At 59.2% G+C, this 26968-nt stretch carries 23 protein-coding genes and 1 tRNA gene; 7 read left to right on the forward strand and 17 right to left on the reverse strand.

The features are described 5' to 3' along the window. The first annotated feature begins 13 nt into the window (after positions 1-13). The gene (locus AAIA72_RS05575; RefSeq protein WP_369602430.1) at positions 14-517 is read left to right on the forward strand and encodes a response regulator; all 504 of its coding nucleotides are present in this window, start codon (positions 14-16) and stop codon (positions 515-517) included. Further along, complete coding sequence (locus AAIA72_RS05580; protein WP_369602431.1) at positions 427-1098, forward strand: hypothetical protein; 672 nt, start codon at positions 427-429, stop codon at positions 1096-1098. The genes AAIA72_RS05575 and AAIA72_RS05580 overlap by 91 nt, the downstream gene beginning before the upstream one ends. Here AAIA72_RS05580 and AAIA72_RS05585 read toward each other — a convergent pair whose 3' ends face one another. Next, positions 1099-4035 (reverse strand): EAL domain-containing protein, encoded by a 2937-nt coding sequence (locus AAIA72_RS05585; protein ID WP_369602432.1) that lies wholly within the window; start codon positions 4033-4035, stop codon positions 1099-1101. 161 nt (positions 4036-4196) lie between these two features. Here AAIA72_RS05585 and AAIA72_RS05590 point away from each other — a divergent pair, with 161 nt between their 5' ends. Next, on the forward strand, positions 4197-5048 hold the full coding sequence (locus tag AAIA72_RS05590) for a 6-pyruvoyl tetrahydropterin synthase family protein (protein ID WP_369602433.1): 852 nt from the start codon (positions 4197-4199) through the stop codon (positions 5046-5048). 6 nt (positions 5049-5054) lie between these two features. Here AAIA72_RS05590 and AAIA72_RS05595 read toward each other — a convergent pair whose 3' ends face one another. Both AAIA72_RS05595 and AAIA72_RS05600 read right to left on the reverse strand, forming a co-directional pair. Beyond that, positions 5055-6344 carry an MFS transporter gene (locus AAIA72_RS05595; protein ID WP_369602434.1) on the reverse strand — a complete coding sequence of 430 codons (1290 nt, stop codon included), beginning with the start codon at positions 6342-6344 and terminating at the stop codon, positions 5055-5057. A gap of 74 nt (positions 6345-6418) precedes the next feature. After that, positions 6419-6494, reverse strand: a tRNA-Glu gene (locus tag AAIA72_RS05600). A gap of 139 nt (positions 6495-6633) precedes the next feature. On the opposite strand from AAIA72_RS05600, the gene AAIA72_RS05605 reads away from it, so the two are divergent. Next, on the forward strand, positions 6634-7836 hold the full coding sequence (locus AAIA72_RS05605) for an EAL and HDOD domain-containing protein (RefSeq protein ID WP_369602435.1): 1203 nt from the start codon (positions 6634-6636) through the stop codon (positions 7834-7836). A gap of 30 nt (positions 7837-7866) precedes the next feature. Here the strand turns inward: AAIA72_RS05605 and AAIA72_RS05610 are convergent, their stop codons facing one another. Next, positions 7867-8187 (reverse strand): hypothetical protein, encoded by a 321-nt coding sequence (locus AAIA72_RS05610; protein ID WP_369602436.1) that lies wholly within the window; start codon positions 8185-8187, stop codon positions 7867-7869. Positions 8188-8387: 200 nt separating this feature from the next. Here AAIA72_RS05610 and AAIA72_RS05615 point away from each other — a divergent pair, with 200 nt between their 5' ends. From AAIA72_RS05615 to pta, 3 genes are all read left to right on the forward strand, one after another. Further along, positions 8388-10751 (forward strand): EAL domain-containing protein, encoded by a 2364-nt coding sequence (locus AAIA72_RS05615; RefSeq protein ID WP_369602437.1) that lies wholly within the window; start codon positions 8388-8390, stop codon positions 10749-10751. 79 nt (positions 10752-10830) lie between these two features. Then, the gene (locus tag AAIA72_RS05620) at positions 10831-12036 is read left to right on the forward strand and encodes an acetate kinase (protein ID WP_369602438.1); all 1206 of its coding nucleotides are present in this window, start codon (positions 10831-10833) and stop codon (positions 12034-12036) included. Continuing rightward, the gene (gene pta / locus AAIA72_RS05625; protein WP_369602439.1) at positions 12033-14174 is read left to right on the forward strand and encodes a phosphate acetyltransferase; all 2142 of its coding nucleotides are present in this window, start codon (positions 12033-12035) and stop codon (positions 14172-14174) included. Before AAIA72_RS05620 ends, pta begins: the two co-directional genes overlap by 4 nt. 98 nt (positions 14175-14272) lie before the next feature. On the opposite strand, the gene der is transcribed toward pta, so the two are convergent. The 13 genes from der to AAIA72_RS05690 form a co-directional block, all read right to left on the reverse strand. Next, the gene (der, locus tag AAIA72_RS05630) at positions 14273-15757 is read right to left on the reverse strand and encodes a ribosome biogenesis GTPase Der (RefSeq protein ID WP_369602440.1); all 1485 of its coding nucleotides are present in this window, start codon (positions 15755-15757) and stop codon (positions 14273-14275) included. Then, on the reverse strand, positions 15757-16908 hold the full coding sequence (gene bamB, locus AAIA72_RS05635; RefSeq protein WP_369602441.1) for an outer membrane protein assembly factor BamB: 1152 nt from the start codon (positions 16906-16908) through the stop codon (positions 15757-15759). Before bamB ends, der begins: the two co-directional genes overlap by 1 nt. Before the next feature lies 1 nt (position 16909). Next, the gene (locus tag AAIA72_RS05640; protein WP_369602973.1) at positions 16910-17557 is read right to left on the reverse strand and encodes a YfgM family protein; all 648 of its coding nucleotides are present in this window, start codon (positions 17555-17557) and stop codon (positions 16910-16912) included. A gap of 19 nt (positions 17558-17576) precedes the next feature. After that, positions 17577-18872: a histidine--tRNA ligase gene (gene hisS / locus AAIA72_RS05645; RefSeq protein ID WP_369602442.1), complete on the reverse strand. Its 1296-nt coding sequence runs from the start codon at positions 18870-18872 to the stop codon at positions 17577-17579. A gap of 20 nt (positions 18873-18892) precedes the next feature. Continuing rightward, positions 18893-20005 carry a flavodoxin-dependent (E)-4-hydroxy-3-methylbut-2-enyl-diphosphate synthase gene (ispG, locus tag AAIA72_RS05650; RefSeq protein ID WP_369602443.1) on the reverse strand — a complete coding sequence of 371 codons (1113 nt, stop codon included), beginning with the start codon at positions 20003-20005 and terminating at the stop codon, positions 18893-18895. After that, entirely contained in the window at positions 20002-21000 is a 999-nt protein-coding gene (locus AAIA72_RS05655; protein WP_369602444.1) for a RodZ domain-containing protein, read from the reverse strand. Before AAIA72_RS05655 ends, ispG begins: the two co-directional genes overlap by 4 nt. Before the next feature lie 69 nt (positions 21001-21069). After that, complete coding sequence (gene pilW, locus AAIA72_RS05660) at positions 21070-21837, reverse strand: type IV pilus biogenesis/stability protein PilW (RefSeq protein WP_369602445.1); 768 nt, start codon at positions 21835-21837, stop codon at positions 21070-21072. Positions 21838-21869: 32 nt separating this feature from the next. After that, positions 21870-23018 (reverse strand): 23S rRNA (adenine(2503)-C(2))-methyltransferase RlmN, encoded by a 1149-nt coding sequence (gene rlmN, locus AAIA72_RS05665; RefSeq protein WP_369602446.1) that lies wholly within the window; start codon positions 23016-23018, stop codon positions 21870-21872. 94 nt (positions 23019-23112) lie between these two features. Then, positions 23113-23541, reverse strand: coding sequence for a nucleoside-diphosphate kinase (gene ndk, locus AAIA72_RS05670; protein ID WP_369602447.1), 429 nt, complete (start codon positions 23539-23541; stop codon positions 23113-23115). A 70-nt stretch (positions 23542-23611) separates the two neighbouring features. Then, positions 23612-24763 (reverse strand): cysteine desulfurase family protein, encoded by a 1152-nt coding sequence (locus tag AAIA72_RS05675; protein ID WP_369602448.1) that lies wholly within the window; start codon positions 24761-24763, stop codon positions 23612-23614. A gap of 13 nt (positions 24764-24776) precedes the next feature. Next, a complete protein-coding gene (gene iscR, locus AAIA72_RS05680) occupies positions 24777-25232 on the reverse strand; it encodes a Fe-S cluster assembly transcriptional regulator IscR (RefSeq protein WP_369602449.1) in 456 nt (151 codons plus the stop codon). 68 nt (positions 25233-25300) lie between these two features. Further along, positions 25301-26101 carry a serine O-acetyltransferase gene (gene cysE, locus AAIA72_RS05685; protein ID WP_369602450.1) on the reverse strand — a complete coding sequence of 267 codons (801 nt, stop codon included), beginning with the start codon at positions 26099-26101 and terminating at the stop codon, positions 25301-25303. Further along, positions 26098-26889, reverse strand: coding sequence for an RNA methyltransferase (locus AAIA72_RS05690; RefSeq protein ID WP_369602451.1), 792 nt, complete (start codon positions 26887-26889; stop codon positions 26098-26100). The genes cysE and AAIA72_RS05690 overlap by 4 nt, the downstream gene beginning before the upstream one ends. Positions 26890-26968 lie beyond the last annotated feature (79 nt).

The following is a 26968-nucleotide window of genomic DNA, read 5'->3' on the forward strand; positions in this document are numbered from 1 at the left end:
GAGGTAGAACAACATGTTGAAGAATGCACTGCTGGTTGATGACTCCAAGGTTGCCCGGTTTGCGCTGAGCAAATTGCTGGAGCATGAGAACATGAACGTCAGCATGGCCGGATCGGCAGAAGAAGCGCTGGACTATCTGCGCAAGAATGATCCGCCGGATGTGATCTTCATGGATCACCTCATGCCGGGCATGAATGGCGTGGAAGCAACCAAAGCCATCAAGTCCAACCCCCAGACAGCCACCATTCCGGTGATCATGTGCACGTCCAAGAAATCACGTGAGTTTGAAGAGGCGGCCAAAAGATTCGGGATCTACAATATCCTCACCAAGCCCCCCATCCGGAAGGGCTCTCCAGCATACTCAATCAACTCAGGGAAGATCTCAAGGCCGGCGAGCTGGCACGCCAGACTGTCGATCTCACCGCCATGGATGCACTGTCCGATGATTACGACGAGCCCGCTCCGGAAGCGCCGATACCTGAAGAGGCCCAGGCCGTATCGCTCAACGGCAAGGTGATCAGCCTGCCCACGGACATGATCGAACAAGTGGCCCGCAGCTCGGTGAAAACCACCATCAATCACCGCATGCACGAACTGTTGAGCGAGCTGTTTGATGAGCAGTATGCGCATCTCAAGCGCTTGTCGGATGAAACGCTGGCCAAGCAGGAAGCCATGTCCGAAGCGCTGCGCGAAAGCGTCGCCAGCGCACTGGAAGAAAAGCTGGCCGGATTCAAAGAGGATGTGGTGGCGGATATCACGCTGAACTTGTCTCAGCAACTGGAAGAATTCCGTGCATCGCTGTCCGAGCTTGGCAACGTGACAGCCAGCCTGTCTCAGGCACAGCTGGATGAGCTCAAGGATCACATGACCTCGGTACAGTCCATCGATACAGAGTTCTGGCAGACGCTCCAAGCAGAAGCCATTCAGCAGGCCCATGACATCTCCCGGGAAACTGCCGAAGACATTGCCCAGCGGACAATCGAGCTGTACAACGAGCAGCAGCGCAATGCCAGCAGCAAGATCTATGCAATGGCGCTTGCCGTCAGCATCGGCATCTTCACGGCGGGCATTGCCTACATTGCCCTGTTCATGAACTGATCAGCGCCTGCCCTGCCCCGGCAGCACCCTGACCGTGCTGCCGGTCAGGGCCAGCAACTCTTCCATCGGCACAGGCGGACTGAAATGGAAGCCCTGATAGGACTCCACACCGTACTGCCGCAAGATTGCCAGCTGCTGCGGAGTCTCCACCCCCTCAGCCACCAGTCGCTTGCCCAGAGCCCGGGCCAGCGCCACAATGGCGCCAACAATAGAGCGCCCCTCTTCCGTCTCCAGACGCTGCACGAAAGCCCGATCAATCTTGAGGGTGTGAATCGGGAAGCGGTGCAGATAGCTCAGTGAGCTGTAGCCTGTTCCGAAATCGTCAATGGCAAGCGAGAACCCCATGTCACGCAAGGCGTTAAGCTGCGCAATGGTACGATCGATATCCTCGACGAGCATACTTTCAGTCAGTTCCAGTTCGATCCATTCAGGCTGGACACCACAGGCCAGCACCAGATCACCCAGCATGAGCTTGAGCAATTCGCCCTCCCTAAGCTGTGCAGCAGACAGGTTGATCGCCATCTTGATGGGGCGGTTCAATGCCTGATGCATGAAAGCCAGGTCAGTAATGGCCTTCTTCAGCACCCATCGCCCGATATCTTCAATGAGCCCGGTTTCCTCTGCCAAGGGAATAAACTCACCAGGAGAGACCAGCTGCCCGGCTGCATTGCGCCAGCGAATCAATGCCTCCACACCTTCGATTTCTCCGGATTCCAGGGCGATCTTGGGCTGATAAAAGAGCTCGAATTGCTCTTTCAGAACGGCCTCCCGGAGCTGCTGCTCCAACGCCACCTGTCTCATTGCCCGGGCGTTGATTTCTTCCGTATAGAACTGGAAATTGTTACGCCCGAGGCTTTTGGCATGATACATGGCCAGATCCGCATAGCGGAGCAGCGCATCCACATCATCTGTATCATCGGGATACAATGTGATACCCAAACTGGTGGAGATTTGTATTGTACTGCCCGCCAGATTCAGGGGGCGCGCCACCTGGCTGAGTATTTCCTCGGCAATCAGCACCACTTCGGACATATCCACGACCTTGCTGATGACCACCGTGAATTCGTCCCCGCCCAATCGTGCCACGGTATCCGCCTTGCCCACCACCTTTTCAAGCCGCTGCGCAATGACCTTGAGCAACTCGTCACCCACAGCATGGCCCAGAGAGTCATTGATCTGCTTGAACTTGTCCAGATCCAGAAAGAGCACGGCCAGACTGTGTCCCTGCTCACGGGCCATGCGGATGCTCTGGCGCATGCGGTCATGCAGCAGGCGCCGGTTGGGCAACCCGGTCAGGGGATCATAAAAGGCCAGCTCTTCAATCAGCTCCTGTGCCTTCCGCAAGTCCGTATAATCCTCGGATGAGGACACAAAGTGAGTAATCGTCCCCGACTCATTTCTGACCGGTGAAATGGTATCCATGGACCAGTAAACCTCACCGTTCTTTTTCCGGTACCTGAATTCACCTTTCCAGCTCCGCCCCTGGAGCAGGCCCTTGAGCACCGATTTGTACTTGCGCGCCTCCTGATCAGTGGCGCACAGGAAGGTGGGCAGGCGGCCGATGGCCTCATGCTGGCCGTAGCCTGTCAGCTGCTCGAAACGGGCATTGACCCACTGGATGACACCATCCGTTCCAAGCATCATCACGGCATCTGCGCTCTGTTCCACCGCCTGGGACAATTTCTCGAGTTCCTGACCCGCACGGGCACTTTCCCGCGATAATTGGAGATGATGCAGGGCAAAGCTGAGGTCTTCTCCCAGACTGCCCAGCAGCGCCACCATGTCGGAATCGAATGCATGAGGCTGATGGCTGTACAGCACAACAACGCCCCAGCATTGCTGGCGAAGCATGACCGGAATGGCAGCAACGCTGTGAATATCCGACTCCAGCGCCAGATCACGCCAGGCCCGAAAGCGCTGATCGGTGGAGACGTCATTGACCACGACCACCCTGGACTGACGCACGGCCTCGCTGACCGGACCAATGCCGAGTTCCGGATGATCCAGAATGATCCGCAGCGAGCCAATGTATGCCGAAGCCGAACCGGCCTGATACTCGGGTCTGATGGTACCGTCAACCAGACGCCCGGCCCAGGCCGCGTCGAACGTGCCCTCCTCAACGGCAATCCGGCACACCTGGCTTAACAGACCATCCTCCGTCTCTTCCCGTGTAATGGCACGGTTGACGGATGACAACACCTGGTAGACCCGGTTCAGCCCCTTGATCCTGGCCTGAGCCCGGAGCTTGCGGGTAATGTCCCGTCCCACCACCAGCACGTAGGTTTGCCCCAGGTAACGCACGGGATGCGCCACCAGCTCGCAGTGAACCTCCTGCCCGTTGCGGAGCCGGGCCGTGGTCTTGAGACGCTGGACATTGCTGCATGCCCGCCGGATGAATAGCGACAGTTCCCGGAAATTTTCATCGGGATGCACTTCAGCCAGGGACATGCCCTGCATGTCATCCACTTCATACCCCAAGGCCCGGCTGCCCGCAGGATTCACGTCCACGTACACCATACGTTCGGGATCCACGATATAGATCCCTTCAAAGGCGGCATCCGTCACCCGGGCCAGAATCGCTTCCCGCTGCGCCAGCCGGTCTTCAAGCTGATCCTGTCTTGACAAGGTTGTGCGGACATCTTTCCAGAAGGCGCCCAGCACCAGAAGCCCCGAAACCAGATAGGCCACGGGCTGCCAGTAATGCGTACTGAAGATCCGTGTTGCCGATTGGAGCGCGGCACTCTCTGCGAGAAAGCCTGAAAACCAGGCCAGTGAACCGATGACGGGAGCCAGCCCCATCAACGCCAGGACGGAATACACCAGACGGCTGCCCTGCCCGGTCTGCGTGCGCAAAGCTCTCCTGGCCGCCATACCGGTGATGGCGCCCCAGACGAGCAGCACTGACAGATGGGCTGCCATCAGACCGTCGGCCGCCATTACCCCTCCTGCACAAAAACCCTTACGGACCGTTTTACCCGAGCACTCTGTTCAAATCTAGCCCGGTTGACGCAATATCGCCACCTTTTACGATGGTTTGCATTCCTTCCCGACAGACTCTTGGTTACAATGCGGGCTTTCCTGCCATGATGAAGTGCTTCATGAACTGTCTGTTTGTCCGCCATCTGACCAATCTCGATTTCACCTACCTTGACAGCGAACGCGGGCTCGTCGGCGAGACCTGGATTGTTGATCTGGAACTGACCGGTGAACTGGATGCCCAAGGGATGGTCTTCGACTTCGGGCAGGTCAAGAAAGTCATTCGTCAGGCGGTGGAAGGGACACTGGATCACCGGCTGGTCGTGCCCGAAGCCATGCAGGGGCTGGAATGGTCCGAACATTCAGGGCGGGTGCACCTTTCAGCGCACTCGCCGCGCGGATTCCTGGCGGCACTGGAGCTGCCGGTGCAGGCCGTGGTCAGAGTCCCCGGCGAGCGGCTTGACCGGACCGCTCTCGAACACTGGATTGCCGCGCAGATACGCCCGGTGCTTCCGGAAAATGCGCGGGATCTGCGGCTGCGTCTGTACCCCGAACCCATTCAGGGCGCGTCCTACCACTACTCTCACGGCTTGCGAAAGCATCAGGGCCCCTGCCAGCGCATTGCCCATGGCCATCGCTCGCGCATCGAAATCGAAATCAACGGCCAGCGCAGCCAGCTGCTGGAGTATCAGTGGGCCAAGCGCTGGAAGGATATCTATCTGGTCAGTCGCGACGACATTGCAGGGCGCATCGAGAATGCGGGCATCACCTGCCTGGACATCCGGTATACGGCACAGGAAGGTGATTACCGGCTGATCCTGCCGGCAACACGTGCTTATGTCCTGCCCACGGATACGACCGTGGAGCTGATCGCCGACCATATCGCAGATACGCTCCACACCCAGCATCCTGACGCGCGCATCCGGGTGCGCGCCTATGAAGGGGTCAACAAGGGCGCCATCGCCGAGCGCTGATCCCCATCAGAATGACCCTGAACTGCGCCGGAAGGCCGGTACCCTCAGGCACAGCCAGAGGACACCGGCGCCGTTCAGCAACGACAGCGCCACAAAGTACTGCAACAACGTCAGTTCCATCACGGAGATCAGAACGATAGCCACCACCGCGCTGGCGACCATGAACAGTGCGTTGAGCACGTTGTTGAGACCAATGACCCGGGCACGTTCATGTGGCTCCGCATGATGCTGAACCAGGGTGTAGAGCGGCACAATGTAAAGCCCCCCGCTGATCCCCACCAGCAGCAGTGACAGCCACACCGGGAACATGCCCGGCGCGCGGATCATGTCGGGAATCGTCAGGACAGCAGAAGCCACCTCACTTGGTGTCGACGCGACCAGCGCCAGCCCGGCGCAGGTCAGGCCGCCCCCTCCCCAGATCACCAGATCCGCCCGGATTTTTCCTCCGGATATCCAGGCTGCCAAGGCGGCACCCAGACCGATGCCCACAGAGAACAGTGTCAGCAGCAAGGAAGCCACAGCCGCCTCGCCGCCCAGGTAATGCCGCGTGTACAGATTGAATTGGGTCAGGTAGCTGGCACCCATGAACCAGAACAGGCTGATGCCCAGCACCCCGTACCAGACCACCGGTTGACCTCTTGCATCACGGACGAGATTCCCCAGCCCCCTGAACGGATGCCAGCTCACCGGCAGGGACGGGTCGCTCGCCGGCGCTTCGGGTATGCGGGTACTGACCGCGAAGCCGGCCAGCGCCACCAGCACCACACCCGCAGCAATCAGCCAGGGCCCATCCGACAGGTCAAACAGGAATCCGGCACACATGGTGCCGGACAGAATGGCCAGAAAGGTGCCGGCCTCAACCCAGGCATTGCCCGCCATCAGCTCGTCCGGCCTCAGGTGCTGGGGCAGGATCGCGTACTTGACCGGTCCGAACAATGCGGACTGCGCCCCCATCAGTCCGAGCAGAACCAGCAGGGGCACCAGGCTTTGCTGCACAATGGCCCAGGCCCCGAACAGCATGATCAGCACCTCGAGCAGTTTGATTGCACGGATCAGGCCCGCCTTTTCATGGCGGTCTGCCAGACGCCCCCCGGGAATGGAAAGCAGAAAGAAAGGGAGTATGAATATCCCGGCCGCGAGATTGAGCACCAACGCCTGATGGGTGCTCAGTCGATAGGCAATCCACAGCAAGATGGTCTGCTTGAACAGATTGTCATTGAAGGCACCCAGTGCCTGTACCCAGAAGAACGGCCCGAAACGGCGATCCCTGATGAGATGCAAGGAATGGATGGTCATTCGCTTTCCCTGTGGTGCGTTTCGATGCACAGACTACCGAAAGCGAAACTGAAAAGGCAAGCGACGAGAAAAAATGGCGTCCCCTAGGGGAGTCGAACCCCTGTTACCGCCGTGAAAGGGCGGTGTCCTGGGCCTCTAGACGAAGGGGACGCTGAGGCTTAGAAACGGCGCGCATTCTATCTTCCGATATGGTCGCTGTCAAACACTGTCGGATTTTTTTCAAAACGGGACGCAGGCTGTCAAAAACCCCCCTATACTTTCCGTGAACGCTTGCTGTCAGAGGATGAACATGAGCGCACCGGTACTCCTGGCTCGCCAACCCATTTACACGGCATCCAAGCAGTTATACGGGTACGAGCTGCTGTTCAGGGGAGATTTCAGCGCGCCAAACTTCAATGGGGACGCGGCCACATCCACCGTGCTTCTGAACGCCCTTGCCGAACTGGATCTCGCCCAGGTCACGGGCGGGCACAAAGCCTTCGTCAACTTCACCCGGGCACTGCTCGATCACACGCCACCTGCGCCACCGGATCAGCTGGTTGTGGAAGTACTGGAAGACATCATCCCGGATGAAAGCGTGATTCAGGCGGTTCGCCGCCTCAAGGCGGCAGGCTTCACCATCGCCCTGGACGACTTCGTGCCGGAAACCACGACCCACCCCCTCATGTCACTGGCAGATATCATCAAGCTTGAGGTGCCGGCCATCGCGCCGGGACAGCTGAGCAAGGTCTGCCGGACACTGGTGGCATCAGGCAAGCAGATTCTGGCCGAAAAGGTGGAAACCCACGATGTCTTCAACACCTGCCGTGATGCAGGATGCACGCTGTTTCAGGGATACTTCCTGTCCAAACCCGAACTGATTCACGGGCAGCGACTGGCCGAGAACCGGACCGCCGTCCTGCAACTCGTCGCCGCGGTCAACAATCCCAATGCCACGGTGCCGGAGATCATCAGCACCATCAAACAGGATCCCAGCCTGTCCTACAAGCTGTTACGGCTCGTCAACTCCGCGGCATTCCGCCGCAGCAGCGAGATCGAGTCGATTCACATGGCGGTCATGCTGGTCGGTATCGGTCGCATCAAGGCCTGGGCCACCCTGCTTGCCCTGAGCGATCTGGATGACAAGCCTGTGGCGCTGAGACAGATCAGCCTGCAACGGGCGAGATTCTGCGAGCTGCTGGCACCCCACCTGGAACCGGGCGCAGAGGAAATCTACTTCACGGTCGGTCTTTTCTCGTGTCTGGATGCCTATTTCGATCAACCCATGGACGTGCTGCTCACCCGTCTGCCGCTGGACCCGCGCATCCGGGAGGCGCTGGAGCGCTTCAAGGGCAGGCCCGGCCTCGCCCTCCACACCGCCATTCTGTACGAACGTTGCAAGCTGGCGGGCATTCACTGGTCTTTGCTGGAAAGATTCGGTGTCGATACGAAAATGCTGGCCGGGCTGTATCTGGAGGCCATAGACTGGAGTCATGCCAACGCGACCCTCTGAACGGGTCGCGCGGAAAAAAACCGGAAGGCATCAGGCCTGAATGTCGATATTCGCACCCAGCGTATCGCTGGCCGAAGGGCCCCTGGCAGGCACCGTCTCGGGACGACGACTGTCCGTTCCGGCGCTCACCGCCTGCGAGGCCTGGGGGACCTGTTCTGACGCGGACACGTTGAGTGAACGGCTTTCCGAAGACAGGGTCACCTGAACATCCGGGGGATTGGGACGCGCCTGCACGTTTTCCTGCAGGGCCTGACGGCCGGACTCCGGCTCATCTGCACGCCCCGGACGATCCCGGTCTGTCTGAAGCGGCAATGGTTGCGCCGGCACGGCACCAACGGGGTTTGTAGCCATGAGTCACCTCTCGCCCACCAATAGCATGGTCAATTATTGCACAGCGCACAGTTTTTTTCCATTTCCCGTACAAAAAGATACGCAAATTATGATAAAGATAGTCTATATTTTCCAAAACCCCGGATGATCGGATTACGCGACTGCATGAAGCACTTACGGAACAATCCCCTGACCCGGAAGTATTCCCCCTTTCCCTGCGGATGCTGGGCTACATCCTGCTGGCCAGCTCCATCTTCACACTGCTGGCAACGGGCTTCCAGGTCTGGACCGACTTCCGGAATGATGTGTCACTGGTCCAGTCGCGCATGTCGCTGATCGAAACCAGCTACAAGGAGCCCCTGTCCAGAAGCCTCTGGTCACTGGATCAGAAGCTGATGCGGGTTCAGCTGGAAGGCATCAAGAACCTCCCCGACATCGTGCACCTGTATCTTCAGGTCTATCCGGATCAGGAAATTGAGCTGGGTGAAATTCCCACCGATGCGCCCACGCTGCAACACACGATCGAGCTGAGCTATACGTCAGACGAAACCTTCGAGCTGGGCAAGCTCACCATCACCGCCAGCCTCGAGCATATCTACGCCACGCTCAAGGAGCGCATTCTGGTGATCCTCGGCACCCAGAGTCTGAAGACCTTCGTGCTGTCGTTCTTCATTCTCTGGCTGTTCCAGTATCTGGTCACCCGCCATCTCACGCATATTGCCGACTATGCAGAGCGGCTCAATCTGAACCGGCTCGACCAGCCACTCATTCTCGACCGGCACGTCGGCAAGGGAAAACCCGACGAACTGGAACGGCTGCAGGAGGCACTCAACCGCATGCGTGTCACCCTCAAGCAGGAAGTGGAAAAACAGCAAAAGGACGCGGCGGAGATCCGCAAGCTGTCCCAGGCCATCGAGCAAAGCCCCTCCAGCGTGCTGATCTGCAACCGGCAGTGGCGCATTGTCTATGCCAACCGCAAGTTCACGGAAATCACTCACTATGACATGAACGAACTGCTTAACCGTCACCCGAAGGAACTGACTCCGCTCAGCCAGGATCATGCGGACAACGAGCAGATGTGGCGGACTATCGAAAACCAGGTGGAGCGGGCAGGCATCTGGCAGGGCGAAATGCACAGCACCAAGAAAGGGGGCGAAAAATTCTGGGAGCAGGTTGTCATCACGCCCATCAAGGAAGAGGGAGATCGGGCACCTCAGCACTTCCTGATCCTTGGAGAAGATATCAGTGTCCGCAAACGGTATGAGCAGCAACTGTTGCGCCAGGCCAACTATGACCTGCTTACAGGATTGCCCAACCGGCTGCTGGCACTGGACCGAATGAAACTGGCCCTCGCTCAGGCCAAACGAGACAATTCCAGGGTCGGTGTCATGTTCCTGGATCTGGACAACTTCAAGACGGTCAATGACACCCTGGGACATGATGCCGGGGACACCCTGCTCATCGAAGCCTCAAGGCGCATTTCCGGCAGTCTGCGTGGCTCCAGCACGGTTTCGCGCCTGGGCGGAGACGAGTTCCTGATCATCCTCCCGAATCTGGATGATGGCGCCAGTGCCGAACGTGTCGCAGACCGGATTCTCAAGGCCTTCCGGCCGGCATTCAGCCTTGCCGGTCAGGATGTGTTCGTGAGCACCAGTATCGGCATCGCCATTTACCCGGATGACAGTGACAATTCCAGCGCACTCCTGCAGCATGCGGACGCGGCCATGTATCAGGCCAAGAACAAGGGCAAGAGTGCATGGCATCGTTACACCCCCGACATTCACGAAACCAGTCACGAGCGCCTGAAACTGGAGACGCTGCTGCGCAAGGCATTGAACAAGCAGGAACTGCTGCTTCATTACCAGCCCATCGTCGAGCTGCCCTCCTCCCGGATCACCCGGGTGGAAGCGCTGATCCGCTGGAACAATCCCGAACATGGCCTGATACCGCCTGACAAGTTCATTCCGCTCGCCGAGGAGAATGGCACCATTGTCCCCATCGGGGCCTGGGTCATTCACACGGCCTGCCAGGCCGCCCGCACCTGGCGCGACCAGACGGGAGCCGAACTGGTGATTGCCATCAACGTCTCGCCCAGACAGTTCCGGGATCCGGGATTCGTGGGCACGGTGCGTGCAGCCCTGTCGGAACACGACCTGCCCGGTGAATGCCTGGAGCTTGAAATCACGGAACGGCTGCTGCTGGATGATTCCATCGAGACTCAAAGCATCCTCAATGAGCTGGATGAAATGGGTGTCAATCTCAGTGTGGATGACTTTGGTACCGGCTATTCGGCCCTGAGCTATCTGAAAAGCTATCCGTTCGATACCCTCAAGATAGACCGCTCCTTCGTCAATGATGTGAACACGGAAGACGAGGACGCCGCCCTGGTGACGGCCATCATCACCATGGCGCACAGCCTGGGACTGGAGGTCATCGCCGAGGGTGTCGAAGATGCTGCACAACTGCAGTTTCTGATCCGCAATCACTGTGACATGGCTCAGGGCTATTTCTTCAGTCGTCCGGTGCCCTCGGATGAACTGCTGGAATGGATCCGGGCCAATCTGGCCACAGCCACGGCCTCGTAGCTTCGCGTATTGCGCTGGATCAATTCAACACGCATAGTCAGCGTTTACACTTCCCTCATTCAATCAGGCAGAGAGCAACATGTCACCAACATTGGTCTGGGTGATGAACTGCGGCAGTTCATCCGTCAAATTTCAGCTGACCGATCCGGATACCGGTGCTGCGGTCTGCAAGGGGCTGGCAGAGCGACTGGGCACGACGGACGCGCAACTCACTCTTGATCTTCCAGGCGGGCGCCAGGTTCATCCGGTCAAGCCCGGAAGCGCCGAGCAGGCCATCCGGATGATCATCGCACGGCTCAGTGCCGAACAAGGGCTGCTGGATCGCGTGAGCGCCATAGGTCACCGTGTGGTGCATGGCGGTGAAACCTTCACCCGTCCCACCCGTCTGGATGCCGGTGTCCTGCAGCAGATACGCGACTGTTGCAGTCTGGCTCCCCTGCACAATCCCGCCAATCTGCAGGGCATCGAACTGATGCAGGCAGCCTTTCCCGGGCTGCCCCAGGTGGCCGTTTTCGACACCGCATTCCACCAGACGCTGCCGGCGCATGCGTTCCTCTACGCCCTGCCCTGGGGGCTCTACAGCGACCACCGCATCCGTCGCTACGGCTTCCACGGCAGCAGCCACCAGTTCATTACCGAGGAAACGGCGCGCCGGCTTGGCAAGCCGGTAAGCGAAGTCTCCCTGGTCAGCGTGCACCTGGGCAACGGTTGCAGTGCCACCGCTGTCCAGTCCGGCCAGTCCGTGGACACCACCATGGGACTGACGCCCCTCGAAGGGCTGGTCATGGGCACGCGATCCGGCTCCCTGGATCCCGGGATTCTCCTGCACCTGCAGCGCCAACTGGGATACAGTGTGGAGGATGTGGATCGCCTGCTGAACAAGGAAAGTGGCCTGAAGGGCATCAGCGGCCTGAGCCATGACATGCGGACGCTCACCGAAGCGGCCGAGGCCGGCCACGAGCGTGCACAGCTGGCCATCGAAATCTTTTGCTATCAGGCCGCCAAACAGATTGCCGGTCTGATGCTGGCCGCATCACCACTGGATGCACTGGTATTCACCGGAGGCATCGGTGAAAATGCAGCCGGTATCCGCGCCCGCATTCTGGGCTGGCTGGCCCCGCTGGGGTATGAGCTTGATCCCGGACTGAACGACAATGCGGGTCGAAGCACGCAGGGCCGCATTACCAAGGCCAATTGTCCGCTTGCCCTGGTCGTTCCGACCAATGAAGAGTGGCTGATTGCCCGGGAAACCCGCAACCTGCTTCAAGAGGAGGCACAGGCATGACCAAAGCGCTTTTCATGGCACCCACTTCACCAGGGACCGGACTGACCTCTGTCTGCCTGGGTCTCGTGCGCGCGCTGGACAGCATGGGGGTGCGGGTAGGCTTTCTCAAACCCGTGGCCCAGCCACTGACTGACCCGGATGACTGTGACCGCTCCATTTATTTCGCACGCAAGGTGCTGAGACAGGAGCATCCGGATCCCATACAGCTTTCGGAAGCCCAGAGGCTGGTCAGCCAGGGCGAACAGGATCTGCTCATGGAACAGGTGGTGGGCATGTTCCAATCGCTGGAAGAATCCTGCGACGTCGTCGTCGTGGAGGGCCTGGCACCCGTCGAAGCGACCGCGTACATGACCCGCATCAACATGAATATTGCCCGGACCCTGAACGCCGAGGTCATTCTGGTTGCCGCGCCGGGGAACATGGACCCCGACGAACTCGACGCACACCTCAATCTCGCGGCCCGCCTGTATGCCTCGCCGGAAGATCCGGATGTCATCGGATGCATTCTGAACAAGGTCAATGCGCCGGAAAACAACGAAGCGCCGCTGCAATATCTGACCCACTCGGCCCACTGGCAGCGTCCCCAACACGACTATGCACGGGAGTGCGAGAGCTTTCGCAAGCCCGGCTTCCACCTCATCGGCAGCATCCCGTGGCGACCGGATCTGATTGCGCCGCGCACGAAGGACGTGGCCCGCTGGCTGGATACCCTGCCCATTCACATGGGCGATGCGGCTCACCGGCGCGTCATGCAGATCAGCGTGGTGGCCCGCACAGTGCCCAACATGGTGGAACAGCTCACGCCGGGCACGCTGGTCGTCACGCCCGGAGACCGGGAAGACATCCTGATTGCCACCGCCATGGCGGCGCTGACCGGGCGCCCGCTGGCCGGCATCATTCTCACCGGCAACCTGCAACCGGACCCGCGAACACTGAGACTCTGCCAGAAAGCACTGGATACGGGTCTGCCGGTGCTGTCCACCCAGCATGACTCCTACCTCGCTGCCAACCTGTTATCGCGCATGAACACCGAGGTACCCACTGACGATATCGAGCGGGTGGAGCGGGTCATGGACGCCGTGGCCAGCGCCCTGGATGTACGCTGGCTGACCGAGCAGGTGCAGGTGCCGCGCAAGCGCCGCATGTCTCCCGCAGCATTCAGATATTTCCTCAGCAAGAAGGCGCGGGAAGCCGACAAGCGCATCGTGCTTCCGGAAGGAGACGAGCCACGTACCGTGCGCGCAGCGGCCATCTGTCACGAACGCAAGCTCGCGCGTTGCGTACTGCTCGGCAAGCCCGACAGTGTCCGGAGCGTTGCCGAAGCTCAGGGCGTGCAACTGCCGCCTGAAATCGAAATCGTGGATCCGGATGCTATCCGGAGTCGCTACGTGGCCCCCATGGTGGAATTGCGCAAGCACAAGGGGCTGACGCCGCAAATGGCAGAGGCGCAACTGGAAGACAACGTGGTGCTGGGTACCATGATGCTGGCTCTGGACGAGGTGGATGGTCTGGTCTCCGGCGCGGTGCATACCACAGCCAATACCGTGCGCCCTGCCCTCCAGCTCATCAAGACCCGGAAGGATGCCAAACTGGTTTCTTCGGTCTTTTTCATGCTCCTGCCGGATCAGGTTGTCGTATATGGCGATTGCGCCATCAACCCTGATCCCAATGCTGAAGAACTGGCTGACATTGCCATTCAGTCCGCTGAATCCGCACGTCTTTTTGGGATCGAGCCCAAGGTCGCCATGATCAGCTACAGTACCGGCACATCCGGCAGCGGTGCGGATGTGGAAAAGGTGCGCAAGGCGACGGAGATTGCCAAAACGCTGCGCCCGGATCTCGTCATAGACGGGCCATTGCAGTATGACGCGGCAGCCAATGCGGACGTTGCGCGCATCAAGGCACCAAACAGCCCCGTGGCCGGTCAGGCCACCATCTTCATCTTTCCGGACCTCAATACCGGAAACACCACCTACAAGGCCGTGCAGCGCAGCGCCAACGTGGTGAGCATCGGCCCCATGCTGCAGGGCCTGCGCAAGCCGGTGAACGACCTGTCACGCGGCGCATTGGTGGATGATATCGTGTTTACCATTGCCATTACCGCAGTCCAGGCAACACAGCAACCCGGCTCGGTCTGATACGAAAAGGTATCCTCGGACACAAACGGGGCACTGTCACCAGTGCCCCGTTCTCTGTTCGCACGACCCGGTTCCTGATATCTTGCCCGAGACGTGCCTCAGCGGCCGCGCTTGAGCTTTTTCTTCTTCTTTTTCTCCGCCTTTTTCACATGCTGGATCAGCCGTGCACGCTTGCGGAGCTGTCTCGGTGTCAGGGTGTTGGTCTTGCCCGCGTACGGGTTCTCACCAGACCGGAACTCGAAGCGTACCGGGTTGCCCACCACTTTCAGCTCGCGCCGGAAGACATTTTCCAGGTAGCGTTTGTAGCTGTTGGGCAGCTCTTCCACCAGGTTGCCATGCACGATCACCCGCGGGGGATTGCTGCCGCCCTGGTGTGCCATGCGCAGCTTGCTGCGACGCCCTCTGACCAGCGGAGGCGGGTGATCCTTGACCGCATCCTGCAGCAAGTCCGTCAACCTTCTCGTACTCCACTTGGCAAAAGCGGATTCATGGCAGGCGTGAATGGTATCGTACAGGTGCCCCACTCCGGTGCCGTGCAATGCGGAAATGAAATGAACAGGTGCCCAGTTGACAAATCCAAGACGCAACTCAACCTGTGCTTTCACCCGCGCCTTCTGATCGGCCGACATGCCATCCCACTTGTTGATGGCGATGACCAGAGAGCGTCCCTTCTCCAACGCATATCCAAGAAGGTGGAGGTCCTGATCCACGATACCTTCCCGCGCATCAATGACCAGGATCACCACATGTGCATCGGAGACGGCCTGCAACGTCTTGATGATGGAAAACTTTTCGACGTGCTCGTCCACATTCTTGCGGCGCCGGACACCGGCGGTATCGATCAGCGTATAGCGCTTGCCCTGACGCTCATAGGGGATGTACACGGAGTCACGGGTCGTGCCGGGATGGTCGAACACCACCACCCGCTCCTCGCCCAGCAACCGGTTGACCAGTGTGGACTTGCCCACATTGGGGCGCCCGATGATACCTACCCGGATACTGTCTCCCAACTCATCCGAATCGGAAGCCACCGGCAAAGGTTCCAGAATTTCTTCGAGCATGGAGCGGATACCACGGTTATGCGTGGCCGCCGTGTAGAAGATCTTTTCTCCCACACCCAGCGAAAAAAATTCCGCTGCCGCCGCCTCCGGTTGCAGACCATCCACCTTGTTGACCACCAGATGACAGGCCTTGCCCCGCTGGCGCAAGGCCTCGGCAACCACCTGGTCCGCGGCGGTCATCCCGCTCTGGGCATCCACCACAAAGAGCACCACATCCGCCTCATCCATGGCGGTGTAGGACTGCTGGGCCATCACCTTGTCAATGCCGGTTTCGTCCCCGGTGATCCCCCCGGTATCCACAACGATGAAGCGTTTGCCTTCGAACTCCCCTTCACCGTATTTGCGGTCGCGGGTCAGGCCTTCAAAATCCGCGACCAGGGCATCCTTGGTACGGGTCATGCGATTGAACAGTGTGGATTTGCCCACATTCGGGCGCCCCACCAGCGCAATCACCGGGGGCGCCACGCGCGTTTCGACAGCAGCTTGCTCCGGGGATTCCGGTGTAACAGACGACTCGGTCATCAGTCAGAAGACTCCAGTTGATAGAGAATGAGATCACCACCCTGGCTCTGTACCAGCAGGCTGTCTCCAACCACCCGGGGTTCCACTTGCAATGCAGACCGGTCCGCACGTACGCGTGCACGCAACACGCCGGACGCCTTGTCCAGGACATGGAGGTATCCTTCAAAGTCCCCCACAACAATGCGTCCCTGCCAGAATACGGGCGCCGTCAGGTCACGCCATGCCAGCTCATCCTGAGACCAAAGGGGCTGCCCGGAGCGGTTGTCCCAGGCCCGGATGGTGCCGGATGCTTCAGCAATGACCAGCATATCCTGATCCACGGCCGGTGCGACGTAGCCCGAAGCTTCGTCACTCCATACGACCTTGCCGCTGGCTGCTTCAATTTGCACAACGCGTCCTTGGTAGGCCACAGCCGTCACGAGACCCCGGGAGACCTTCAGACCGCCGTCCACATCCACCAGACGATCCAGCAACGTCCGGCCCTTGGGCTCGGCAACCAGGGCGTCCCATACCCGGGAGCCATCCTGTGCATCCAGTGCCAGAACCCGACCGGATGACAGCCCCGCGTACACGCGCCCGCCCTCCGCCACCAAGGGTGCAGTACCCCTCAGCGTCAGGCTCGGCTCGGCGACCTGCCATGTCCAGAGGGTGCTTCCGGTCCGGCTGTCCAGCGCCATGATCACACCATTGATGGCGTAAACAAAGACGCGCGAACCGTCTGTCACCGGCGTCGCCACCACTTCACTGGGCAGCGCAGCGCGCCAGGCAATGGCCTGATCGGCCAGGGCAACGGCGATCAGCTCCCCGTCACGGGTGGCCACATACAGATTGCGACCGTCAATCCCCACGCCAGCCAGCAGTGGCACGTCCAGGTCCACCCGCCAGAGACGCTTGCCCGTCTCCAGGTCAATGGCGCTCAGTTCGCCATCAGCGCCAGCAGCATAAACCACGCCCTCACCGACTGCCGGCTCAAGCCTGAGGCGCAAGGGTTCGGTATCCGGCCCGACACTTCGCGACCAGCGTTCAACGAGCTTGTCCACCGCCTTGAACGGTTTGAGTTCGGCAGGCGGAGGCCGCACCGCCTCACTGCTGCAGGCACTCAGCACGACAGCCAGCAGCAGCGCCATCAGGCGGGTGGTCAGAGCACGCATGTCAGGCATCCGCCAGATCTTCCAGTTTCAGGTCCACAAGCTGTGTACTGAACCCGGCCTTGGTCAGGGCTTCACGGGCCGCCTCGTAGGCCTTGCGGGCACCGGTGCGGTCACCCTTCATCTTGAGGATGTCACCACGGAGCTCCTGCTGCTGCGGATAGTAGGGGCTCTCTGCGCCGGCATCCAGCTGAGCCAGCGCCTCATCCAGCTTGCCCTGTGCTGCCTGAGCCAGCGCAATACGTCCCTTGATCAGAGTACGAATGCCGGGATCGGAAACCTTGGTGGCCAGCCCGGTCAGGAGACTTTCCGCCTCGGCGGCCTTGTTCTGCTCCATCAGCAAACGCGCTTTCAGAAGCTGGCCCAACTGTGCATAGGCCGTGTCGGGAAACTGCTTCTGCAGTTCCTCAATCTTGAACTCGGCTGTTGCACGCTGCGTCTCCGGCGCATCCGGTTGAGTCGCCGCTGCGACCAGGTTGAGTGCCTGCTGGTAGAGGAGCGATGCCTGGTATTTCTGTTCCGCCTGATGCTGCTGCCAGGCCTTCCAGCCGAACACAATGGCCAGAGCGAGACCGACACCAATCAGGAGACTGGTACCATTCTCCTTCCACCAGTTCTTGATCAGCTGAATCTGTTCTTCATCCGAGCGCATGTCCACGCGGTTTCTCCTCTCAATTCTTTTCAGTGCCGATGCCTGTGCATCGCGCAAGATACTCGTTCAGTGCACTTTTTTCCACTGTCTGCTGCTCACCCTCAGCACGCAACGGCTTGACCGTAACGGTCTGGCCATCCCGCTCGCTTTCACCGATGATCAGCGCCCAGCCGGCACCGGATTTGTCGGCCTTCTTCATCAGACTCTTGAAGGAGCCCCCGCCACAGATCTGCATGACCCGCAACGCAGGCAGTCCACTGCGAACCGATTCCGCCACCGCGAGGGCATAGGGCTGAACCGACTCCCCCATGGCCAGTACGGCCACATCCGGGATATTCTGCAAGGTATTCGGCAGCAGATTGAGTGACTCAAGCAGCAGAACAAGCCGCTCGACACCCATGGCAAACCCTACTCCCGGCGTCGGCCGCCCGCCCAGCTGCTCGACCAGTCCGTCATAGCGACCACCGGCACACACGGTACCCTGAGCGCCCAGGGCATCGGTCACCCACTCAAAAACGGTACGGCAATAATAATCCAGCCCGCGCACCAGAGCCGGATTGACGATGTATTCCACCCCGCACGCATCCAGCGCAGCCCGGAGCCCGTCAAAATGCGCCTGCGAGGCCTCATCCAGATAGTCGGTCAGTCTGGGTGCGTCGTCCAGCAGACTGCGCGTGTCCGGATCCTTGGTGTCCAGAATGCGCAGGGGATTGGTTTTCAGGCGACGCTTGCTGTCCGCATCCAGCTTGTCTTCGTGCTGGCTGAGATAGGCCACCAGCGCTTCACGATAGCGTGCCCTGGCCTCGTTGGATCCGAGGGAGTTGATTTCCAGTCTCACATGCGGTGCAAGGCCCAGGCGCTGCCAGAGTCGGGCGGTCAGTACTATGACTTCCGCGTCAATGTCCGGACCGGCCATGCCGAAACACTCGGCGCCGATCTGGTGAAACTGGCGGTAGCGGCCTTTCTGGGGGCGTTCGTGGCGAAACATGGGGCCGCGATACCAGAGGCGCTGTACCTGATTGAACAGCAGGCCATGCTGTTCTCCGGCACGCACAACCCCGGCCGTGCCCTCGGGCCGCAGGGTCAGGCTGTCCCCGTTGCGATCCTCGAAGGTATACATTTCCTTTTCGACAATATCCGTCACCTCGCCAATGGAGCGCTTGAAGAGTTCGGTCTGCTCCAGTATCGGAGTGCGGATTTCGTCGTAACCGTACTGCTGAAACACGTCCGCCGCCAGCGTTTCAAGATAACGCCAGGCAGGCGTCTGGGCAGGCAGGATGTCGTTCATCCCGCGAATAGCCTGTATTCGGGCCAATGTTGCGTTCCTCTCGGTTTTCAGTCTTTGGCGATGAGTTTGTCCAGTTCCGCCTGACGGGCGCGGGCCTGCTCACGAATCAGCTGTTCGAAATGGTCGATCAGTTCTTCGTTGCTGACCTTGTGATCCGGCTTGCCCTTGAGATAGACCAGATTGGAGGGTGAGCCACCGGTGATCCCGAGATCCGCCTCGCGCGCTTCTCCCGGACCGTTGACCACACAACCGATGACGGCCACGTCCAGCGGGGTGGTGATATCCTCAAGCCTGGCCTCCAGGGCATTCATGGTGGAGATCACGTCGAAGTTCTGACGCGAACAGCTCGGGCAGGCAATGAAGTTGATGCCTTTTGTACGCAGCTTCAGGCTCTTTAGAATTTCAAACCCGACCTTGATTTCCTCCACGGGATCCGCAGCCAGGGATACCCGCAAGGTATCACCGATACCGTCCATGAGCAGGATGCCGAGACCAATGGCGGACTTGACCGTTCCGCCACGCAATGCGCCGGCCTCGGTAATACCCAGATGGAAGGGTTGTTCGATCTGCGTGGCCAGCTTGCGGTAGGCCGCCACAGTCATGAAGACATCGGATGCCTTGAGGCTGATCTTGTAGTCCTGAAAGTCGTGACGATCCAGAATATCAATGTGCCTCATGGCGGATTCAACCAGCGCGTCCGCCGTGGGCTCACCGTACTTTTTCTGCAGATCCTTTTCCAGGGAGCCCGCATTCACGCCGACCCGGATGGGAATGCCGTGATGTCTGGCGCAGTCGATCACTTCCCGGACCCGGTCCTCACGACCGATGTTGCCGGGGTTGATACGCAGACAATCTGCTCCCCGCTCTGCCACGGCCAGGGCAATCCGGTAGTCAAAATGAATGTCCGCAATGAGCGGCAACCCCACCTGCTTGCGAATCTTGCCAAAGTCTTCCGCCGCATCCATATCGGGCACGGATACGCGTACCATGTCGGCACCCGCTTCCTCGAGCCGCCGGATCTGGGCGACCGTAGCCTCCACATCATGGGTGGAGGTATTGGTCATGCTCTGCACGCTGATCGGTGCATCTCCGCCCACAGGCACGGATCCCACATGAATCTGACGGGTCTTGCGACGGACGATGGGTGAAACACTTTTCATTCCTGACTCACCAGATCTTCTGCTGAAAGTTTGAATTCCACGCGCTTGTTGCGTACCCGGAACCGGTCAAAGCCAACCGGAATACCATTCACACGAAGGCTCACCGCATCCACATTGCCAATGATGAAGGACAGCGGGAATGCCCCCTTGAGCCGAACCACGTCTCCTGCCTTGAACAGTCCCACTTCACGCTGACCGTCCGCACTTCGCGCATCAAACCAGCAGCGGTCGGAGAACGTGGCCACCATTTCCGCCTGGAGGATATCAGCCATGCCGGAGGATACAGCGGTGCCGTCCCCGGTTTCCCCGATCGCCTGATCCGCAGGAACGCCGCCTTCATCAACCGAATCGGACTGGAGGGCTGCCGTTTCCTGAACAATATCCGTTTCGCCGGCTGCACCAGTGGCCTGCCCGGAGCTCAGCGCATTGTCCTTTTCCGGCACCGGGGGTGTGGCGGATCGACTTGTCTCTGCAGCAACCGGCGCACCGGTTTCACCTCCGGGATTTCCGGCAGCGGTTTGATCGCCCTCACCCGGTGTGGAGGCCTTGCTGTCAGACGACATAACCGCCCCGCCAGGTGCCTGCCCGGACGCGGCCTCTTCCCCCTGCTCCACATCCTGGCGGCCTTGCTGTTGTATTTCAGCGAGGTCTTCTGAACGGCTGCCTTGCTCAGCCTGCCAGAAGGCATAACCGATAGCGGCTACCACAATTAACACAAAGACAATCCAGCCACCGTTACGCTTGCGCACCGGCATCGATGATTCTGTCCGGGGAGAAGCCGCTGCGGCCAGCTCCGTGCTCAATTGCCCGAGCAGTGGCGCCGGATCCAGTTTCAGCAGTTCGGCGTAAGCACGGACATACCCCTTGATGAAAACCTCGCCGGGCAGAAGATCAAACTGACTTTTTTCCAGGGCCTCTACGTAGCGGGGGATGATGTGAAGCCGGTCTGCCACCTGCCGCGTTGACAACCCTTGTGCCTGCCGTGCGCGTGCCAACTGAGCACCCGCCGTGAGCGCGAGTGCTGAATCTGGGACAACATCTGTATCCGGAGCTGCCATATTGCCTTAATTCTCCCGGAAAATCCGGCGCGCCTCATCGGACTCACCGAACTGGTTTTTGAGCAAAAGCCTGAGTGAAGCCGCCTCATCCTGGCGCCCCGTCCGTTCTGCAATCTGCACGCCCAAAGCCACACTGGCGGCAGAATGGCGGGTCAGACCGCGGCGAACCGCTTCACGGAACTGACTGAATTGTTTCCAGGCCAACTCATCCTGACCGCCATCCGCATAGGCAAACGCCAGCGCCAGACGCACCTGAGGTTGAGCAGGGTTAAGTACCAGCGACTTGCGGTAGGCTTCGATCGCCTTGTCATTATGCCCGAGCCTGCGCTCGATCTGCCCGATATTAAAAAAAAGTAACTCGCGACCACTGTACTCGACATCCTTGACCGCTTCCCGCAACTGCGCAAGCGCATCCTCAAAACGGCCTTGCTGATACAGGAAGGCTGCATAATAGTTACGACCTTCGGTAAATTCCGGGTGAGACCGGATGACCTCCCTGAACATTTCTTCCGCCAGGTCGTACTCCTGCTGAGCCTGGTAAACCAGCCCAAGTCCTGATCTGGCACGAGGATCATCCGGATCGATTTCGAGGGCTCGCCGGAATCGCTTGATCGCGAGATCGTACTGCCTGGTCTGGAAATAGCCCATGCCCAGGGATACATATTCCTGAACAGCCTTGCTTCGGGATGCCTTCTCCGTGAGGGGATCATGCACAACCGTCACACAGCCGGCCAGAATCAAGGCCAGCCATGAAACAAGCAGAATTCTTTTCACTGTGCTGCACCTCTCCGTACCAAATCCTCTGATCACATGCCTCCCGAGCCTGTTCTGGCTACCTGCTCTGCCAGACCCGGGCCTGATGTACTGGTGGCAATATACTTCTGACTGCGTCGTGTCCTGTCTTCCACACGCCCTACCAGCTGACCACAGGCCGCATCAATGTCGTCACCCCGGGTGGTCCGGACAGTTGCCACGTAGCCGGCATTGGAAAGTATGGTCTGGAAACGGCTCACTGCCTCGGGCGGCGAGCGCCGGTAATCGCTGAGGGGGAACGGGTTGAAAGGAATCAGGTTAATCTTGCAGGGCAGTCCCCGAAGCAGGCGGGCCAGCTCGCGGGCATGTGCGGGCTGATCGTTCACCCCCTCAATCAGGGTATACTCGATGGTCACGCGACGCTTGTCCGACAGTTTGGCCAGATAGCGACGACACGCATCCAGCACCTGGGCAATGGGATACTTGCGATTCAACGGCACCAGTTCATCCCGCAGGCCATCATTGGGCGCGTGCAGTGACAGGGCCAGCGACACATCCGTCACATCACCCAAGCGATCCAGTGCCGGAACCAGACCGGCTGTCGATACGGTCAGCCGGCGTTTGGAAATGCTGTAGCCGAAGTCGTCCATCATGATGTCACATGCCCGGACAACTTCATCAAAATTCATCAGGGGCTCACCCATTCCCATGAAAACGACGTTGGTGATGGGGCGTTCCTGATCAATGCGTGCCGGTCCGAAAGACTTGGCCGCATTCCATAGCTGTCCGACAATTTCCGCTGTCGAGAGATTGCGGTTGAAGCCCTGCTTGCCTGTTGCACAGAAACTGCAGTCCAGTGCACAACCAATCTGAGAGGAGACACACAGGGTGCCACGCTTGCCGTCAGGAATGAACACGGTCTCGATACTGCTGCCGCCAGCCATGCGCATGACCCACTTTCGGGTACCATCTCTGGAAATGCCCTCGTAGATCACTTCGGGCGCACGAATTTCGGCCACTTCGGCCAGACGCGCGCGTAGCGCCTTGCTGAGGTTTGTCATGTCCTCGAAGTTGTCGCAGCCTATGTGGTGAATCCACTTCATGACCTGGGTAGCACGGAACGGCTTCTCGCCCAGATCGACAAAAAAGGCTTCCAGCTCCTTGCGATTGAGTCCCAGCAGATTGACTTTCTTCTCAGACATTTCTCAGCATCTCATATACGCACAGTGCAGAGCCAGGCCCTGCACTGCTTTGAACTTACGGATCTGCGCCCGAAACAGGGCGCAGGCATCGCGATCAGGCGCGCGGACAGATTTCGCTGTCCTTGAAGAAATACGCCACTTCGCGCTCGGCTGACGCCGGAGAGTCGGAACCATGTACCGCGTTGGCATCAATGGACTCCGCGAAGTCAGCGCGGATGGTGCCCGGTGCGGCTTCCTTCGGGTTGGTTGCCCCCATCAGCTCGCGGTTTTTGGCAATGGCATCCTCACCTTCCAGAACCTGAACCATGACCGGACCACTGGTCATGAATGCGACCAGATCAGCAAAGAACGGACGTTCCTTGTGCTCGGCATAAAAACCTTCAGCCTGCTCCTGAGTCAGATGCAGCATCTTGGCTGCCACAATCCGCAGACCAGCCTTTTCAAAACGGCTGTAAATCTCACCGATGACGTTCTTGGCAACCGCATCGGGCTTGATGATGGAAAGCGTACGCTCTACCGCCATGCTCTATTCTCCACGTTAATCAACTTGACGAAATAACCGAACTGGCCATTATACGCGTCCGGTCGAAAAGTTACACCACTCCCCGCAGCTTGCGGAGGGTATTTACAAGAATTTCACCGGCCCTTTCAGCATCCCGCTCCGTGGTGAAACGCCCGACCGTCAGGCGCAATGCACCCAGCGCCCGCTCTCGCGGCAGCCCCATCGCCCGCAGGACATGCGATGGTTCCACGGTGGCAGACGTGCAGGCCGAACCGGAGGAAATCGCAAGCTCACGCAGCGCCAGCAAAAGCGTCTCGGACTCCACACCTTCCACACTGAAGTTGAGATGCCCCGGCAGCCGCTTTTCCGGGTGACCGTTGAGGACGACCCCGTCCACTGCAGACAAAGCCGCCCAGATCTGTTCGCGCAATCCCTGCAGGCGTTTTGCTTCAGCTTCACCTTCTTCCGCCATGATTGCCATGGCCTGGCCCATGCCCACGATCTGATGTGTCGGCAGGGTGCCGCTTCGCATTCCGCGCTCGTGCCCCCCACCGTGAATGAGCGGCACCAGCTTCAGCGCCGGATCACGACGCACGTACAACGCACCGATCCCCTTGGGGCCGTAACACTTGTGCGCACTGACCGACATCAGGTCAACAGGCAATTGACTCAGGTCGATCTGAACCTTGCCGACACTTTGCGCCGCATCGACATGAAACCATACGCCACGCTCACGGCACACCTGCCCGATGGCAGCAATATCATTGACTGTGCCGACCTCGTTGTTGGCATGCATCACCGAGACGACAAAGGTATCCGGACGGATCGCCTCGGCAACCTGCCCGGCAGTCACCTCACCGTATTCGTCCGGCGACAAGCGGGTCACCTGATGTCCCTGACTTTCCAGCCAAGCACAGGTATCCAGGACGGCCTTGTGCTCAATGGCGGTGGTCACGATGTGGCCGGGCTCTCCGCGAGCCCAGGCCAGCCCCTTGAGCGCCAGATTGTCCGACTCCGTCGCCCCCGAGGTCCAGACAATTTCTCTGGGATCCGCTTTCAGCAGATCCGCCACCTGACGCCGGGCACGCTCCACGGCTTCTTCAGCCCGCCACCCCAGCATGTGTGAACGCGACGCCGGATTGGCAAAATTACCTTCCAGGGTCAGACAGGCCGACATGACTTCGGCGACCCGGGGATCAACCGGTGTTGTGGCAGCGTAATCCAGATAAATGGGCAATGTCACAGTTCGATTTTCCTCAGGATGATGCAGTTTGCTGGATTCTTAGCTGACGCTCGGCGACTTCACAGATATCCCGGTTCTGAATGAGGTCCTGCAGTGTAATACCACTGAGGAAACCGTAGATACGATCACTGAGCTCGCACCAGAGATGATGTGTCAGACAGGTCTGACCATCCTGGCAATCGCCTTTCTTTCCGCAGCGGGTCGTATCCAGATTTTCGTCAACCGCTTCCACAATTTCGGCCACCGAGATACCGCTCCGGTCGCGCGCCAACTGATAGCCACCACCCGGCCCCCGCACCGAAACAACGAGAGAGGCTCGCTTGAGCCGCGCAAATAGCTGTTCAAGGTACGACAGGGAAATGCCCTGACGCTCGGCAATATCTGCAAGGTTTACCGGTTTCTGCTGTGCATGCAGTGCCAGATCCAGCATTGCGGTGACAGCGTAACGGCCCTTCGTCGTCAGCTTCACATCCGCCCCCTATTCCCCATCCAGTGCGGGGATATTGTCTATCATTTCATCACCACCCGCAAATCCGATCAGGGTGCTGGGTCATTCTCCTTGTCCGCTGCGGAAGCCTCATCACGCACACAATCAAAGTCTTCCTCGCGCAGGGGCGGAAGCTCACCTTCCGTTGCTGTGCCACCATTCATCCCGGACACTACACGGCAGAGGGTCTCAACGCGCTCGTCCACAGCGTGCATATGATCCAGTATCGCACGTATGGAGCGGGCCACCGGATCAGGCATTTCCTCGCTGACCCCATAGGCATCAAAGCCTATTTTTTCTTCCATGGCCTTGCGCTTGTCATCATCCGCGGGGCGCTTGACGATCACACGCCCCGGAATACCCACCACCGTGGCTCCGGCAGGCACTGCCTTGGTGACTACTGCATTGGACCCTATCTTGGCATTTTCACCGACTTCAAAAGGCCCCAGAATCTTGGCACCGGCCCCGACGACCACGCCATTTTTCAGTGTGGGATGACGCTTGCCCTTGTTCCAGCTGGTTCCTCCCAGCGTAACCCCCTGATAAAGCGTCACATCATCACCGATCTCCGCGGTTTCTCCGATGACGACGCCCATGCCGTGATCAATGAAGAAACGGCGCCCGATTTTTGCACCCGGGTGAATTTCAATGCCGGTGAACCACCGTGCCAGCGTAGACAGAAAACGGGCCAGCCACTTGAGATCATGCTGCCACAACCAGTGATTCAGACGGTGCATCAGCAGAGCATGCAATCCGGGATAGCAGGTCAGGACCTCGAACCAGTTCCGGGCTGCCGGATCACGGTGAAATACACTCTGAATATCTTCTTTAATCTGTTCCAGCCAGCTCATGACGGGTCATTTACCTCAGAATTGAACTTGTGTGCATACCGCCCCCGGGCAGCTTTTTGTGTGTGCGAGAGAATGCCGCGCAGAATGGCCATCTCATTCTGATCCGGCTGAACACGCTGATACAGCCTTCTCAGTCTCGACATCAACTGGCGAGGACGCTCCCGGGTATGAAAATCAATGTCGATCAGCGCCTCTTCCAGATGGGCATAAAAGCGTTCCATTTCCTCCTGCGAGCACGGTGGCTGATCCCATTCCGGGTCAAGAGGACCGGTCAACGGCTCCAGCACACTGGCCTGCCGGTGTTCCAGACTGGCATGGTACACCTCATAGGCAATCACCTGGACGGCCATGGCCAGATTCAGCGCAGCATACTCCGGATTGGCAGGTATGGCGATATGCCTGTGGCAACGGGTGAGCTCCTCATTTGACAGACCACTCTGTTCCTGACCAAAAACGATAGCCACTCCGGCATCAGGCCTCAGCCGCATCACATCCGCCGCAAACTGGCGCGGCGTCTGTACCGGCCAGGGCATCCCCCGCCGCCGGGCACTCGCGCCCACAACAAGATGCCGGTCCGCAACAGCTTCCTCCAGCGTACTAACCACTTTCGCGTTGTCGAGCACGTCGGTTGCACCGCTGGCGCGCCATTCAGCTTCCGGGTGAGGAAAGCGCTCCGGCGAAACCAGACAAAGATCCGCCAGACACATATTCTTCATCGCCCGGGCAACAGCACCAATATTACCGGGATGGGTTGTGCGCATGAGTACAACCCGGATATTTTCCAGCATCACAGGACCCCAGATCTCTTCCAAGCGCTGCAGTTTACCAGATTCCCCCATTGTCATCATGAACCTGCGTATAAACCAC

This window comes from Thermohahella caldifontis (assembly GCF_041153465.1).
Classification (GTDB): domain Bacteria; phylum Pseudomonadota; class Gammaproteobacteria; order Pseudomonadales; family Oleiphilaceae; genus Thermohahella; species Thermohahella caldifontis.

Excerpts from the sequence above, each read along its gene's own strand:
- bamB (WP_369602441.1), bottom strand. The coding sequence starts at position 16,908 with ATGCGTGCTCTGACCACCCGCCTGATGGCGCTGCTGCTGGCTGTCGTG.
- AAIA72_RS05605 (WP_369602435.1), top strand. The coding sequence starts at position 6,634 with ATGAGCGCACCGGTACTCCTGGCTCGCCAACCCATTTACACGGCATCC.
- AAIA72_RS05615 (WP_369602437.1), top strand. The coding sequence starts at position 8,388 with ATGCTGGGCTACATCCTGCTGGCCAGCTCCATCTTCACACTGCTGGCA.
- AAIA72_RS05640 (WP_369602973.1), bottom strand. The coding sequence starts at position 17,557 with ATGCGCTCGGATGAAGAACAGATTCAGCTGATCAAGAACTGGTGGAAG.
- der (WP_369602440.1), bottom strand. The coding sequence starts at position 15,757 with ATGACCGAGTCGTCTGTTACACCGGAATCCCCGGAGCAAGCTGCTGTC.
- rlmN (WP_369602446.1), bottom strand. The coding sequence starts at position 23,018 with ATGTCTGAGAAGAAAGTCAATCTGCTGGGACTCAATCGCAAGGAGCTG.
- AAIA72_RS05690 (WP_369602451.1), bottom strand. The coding sequence starts at position 26,889 with ATGCTGGAAAATATCCGGGTTGTACTCATGCGCACAACCCATCCCGGT.
- AAIA72_RS05610 (WP_369602436.1), bottom strand. The coding sequence starts at position 8,187 with ATGGCTACAAACCCCGTTGGTGCCGTGCCGGCGCAACCATTGCCGCTT.
- AAIA72_RS05580 (WP_369602431.1), top strand. The coding sequence starts at position 427 with ATGGATGCACTGTCCGATGATTACGACGAGCCCGCTCCGGAAGCGCCG.
- AAIA72_RS05590 (WP_369602433.1), top strand. The coding sequence starts at position 4,197 with ATGAACTGTCTGTTTGTCCGCCATCTGACCAATCTCGATTTCACCTAC.
- ispG (WP_369602443.1), bottom strand. The coding sequence starts at position 20,005 with ATGAAAAGTGTTTCACCCATCGTCCGTCGCAAGACCCGTCAGATTCAT.
- AAIA72_RS05595 (WP_369602434.1), bottom strand. The coding sequence starts at position 6,344 with ATGACCATCCATTCCTTGCATCTCATCAGGGATCGCCGTTTCGGGCCG.
- AAIA72_RS05585 (WP_369602432.1), bottom strand. The coding sequence starts at position 4,035 with ATGGCGGCCGACGGTCTGATGGCAGCCCATCTGTCAGTGCTGCTCGTC.
- ndk (WP_369602447.1), bottom strand. The coding sequence starts at position 23,541 with ATGGCGGTAGAGCGTACGCTTTCCATCATCAAGCCCGATGCGGTTGCC.
- AAIA72_RS05620 (WP_369602438.1), top strand. The coding sequence starts at position 10,831 with ATGTCACCAACATTGGTCTGGGTGATGAACTGCGGCAGTTCATCCGTC.
- pta (WP_369602439.1), top strand. The coding sequence starts at position 12,033 with ATGACCAAAGCGCTTTTCATGGCACCCACTTCACCAGGGACCGGACTG.
- cysE (WP_369602450.1), bottom strand. The coding sequence starts at position 26,101 with ATGAGCTGGCTGGAACAGATTAAAGAAGATATTCAGAGTGTATTTCAC.
- AAIA72_RS05575 (WP_369602430.1), top strand. The coding sequence starts at position 14 with ATGTTGAAGAATGCACTGCTGGTTGATGACTCCAAGGTTGCCCGGTTT.